This is a genomic window from Succinimonas amylolytica DSM 2873 (assembly GCF_000378405.1).
In the GTDB taxonomy this organism is placed as follows: domain Bacteria; phylum Pseudomonadota; class Gammaproteobacteria; order Enterobacterales; family Succinivibrionaceae; genus Succinimonas; species Succinimonas amylolytica.
On record NZ_KB899637.1, the window covers coordinates 233,070 to 234,821 of the forward strand.

Below are 1,752 nucleotides of genomic sequence, written 5' to 3' on the forward strand. Positions count from 1 at the left end.
GATTGCCGATTCGCAGTCAAAATTGCCGATTGGTGAGAAAATGATTGCCGATTCGCAGTCAAAATTGCCGATTGGTGAAGAAATGATTGCCGATTGTGGAACAGGAACAACTCTATCGGGTGAGATGATAAAATTATCTGCGATTTCTTTTAATAATTTGCTAAACAAAATGTCATACACAGAGGTGATTAATTCTAACTTAAAACTAATTTATCAACAGATTGAAGGTAATCAAATATTTGGTTCAAAATACATTATGAAGATATTGAATTGTTCTGAACGAACAGCTAGAAATCTTATGAATAAACTCAAAGATATGGGTATATTGGTAGCTGTAGTAGGGAAGGGCAAAGGTAATTATCGATTCAAGTATGATGATGAACTGTAGGTTAACGATATGCAAAGATGAAAATATAATGAGTATACAACTGAAGCAACTTGATTCAGTTTTGATGTTTTCTTTCATTTTTGCAATTGTTCCATAAATTTGCCAATTCACAGAAAACTGTTCACAGGTATCTATGCTCATGCGGGGCTCATTCGAGATTACAATATAACGAAGAAGGAATGGATGGATGCTGAATGGTGCAACCGTTATATACGGCTGTCGATGACCAGATAATATGTCCCTCTTTTGCTCAATCGGTTTGTCCCAATATCTAAAACTTCGGAGATACAATATTGCTCACTGGCTTTGTCTCAGTTTCTGTAACATACTTTACAGCAATGGTGTAATATCGTTTTTTTAAAGTCTGGAAGATGTAAAGTTGTGGTAGCCGCATTTTTGTCAGGGGCGTTGCTTGTTTGTGATGCTAACAGTCGGCAAATCGATTAGATTCCGATCGGTTCTTACATTAGCCAGAAATAAGTTGCCTCTGAAACACAGAGTGTTAGACGATTTAGACGATGGTGGCAACACAGAAGAACAATGAAGTAAAAGAAATGAAATAAAATAAGGACTTAAGAGAACCACTTCCAATGTTTCGCGACAAACGAATGGTTCTCCTGCATATAAGCATGATCATTCTATCAAATAAACGGTTCCTGGTGGAAGCAAATTGTGTAATAAATTCCATTAGTGCGTTACTATTCACAGCCCGTAACACCCCGTAATCCCTTATTCCACCGTCACATCAAAATTTCACCCTGAAATCTCAACATTTCCTGAGCAGTTGTCACTGCCTCTATCAAAGATCCCGCAAACCATTATATTTTATTATGAAAGAAAGCTCCCCGGCGGACAAACGAAAGCGACGGCCCTTAAGCCGCATTCGGAACGCTGCGTGCCCTGGAATGGAGTGGCGGCCCGGATCTCTTCGGTAAGATCCGTTCCGGCCCCCGTTAAGTTGGCTGAGGCATGCTGACGCTGGCACAGATCACTTTGCCCTGATTGCTGGTTTCGCTCTGCACACACAGACCTTCAGTAATTTTGGCTCTGGAGATGGCGCGTTTGACCTGATCCATCCGGAATTTTGCCAACGACTGATCGTTCGGGCTGTCTTCGTATTTGACCTTCCGCGTTATTATCACGTAAATAATTCTGACAATCCTGTGCGCTACAGCTACCTTGGCCTTATTGTAACCCTTGCGTTCACGAAGACGCTGGAACAGATTTCCCAGGCCGGATTTATTCTTCTTCTGGTTTGCGCATCCCTGAGCGATGGACAGGATTGTCCTGCGAAAGTATCTGTTTCCGTGGGTAATCCGTGATGAATAGCTCACGCCTGCTGATATATTATTACCCGGAGCAAG

Annotated in this window: 1 protein-coding gene and 1 pseudogene; one reads left to right on the forward strand and one right to left on the reverse strand. The window is 41.5% G+C overall.

All coding sequences use genetic code 11. The features are described 5' to 3' along the window. Window positions 1-388 (forward strand): Fic family protein (locus F557_RS0110435; RefSeq protein ID WP_169335190.1); only part of this gene is annotated, 388 nt, incomplete at its 5' end. Window positions 389-1,341: 953 nt separating this feature from the next. Here the strand turns inward: F557_RS0110435 and F557_RS0110440 are convergent. Beyond that, window positions 1,342-1,752 (reverse strand): annotated as a pseudogene (locus F557_RS0110440) (IS110 family transposase); the annotation flags it as partial.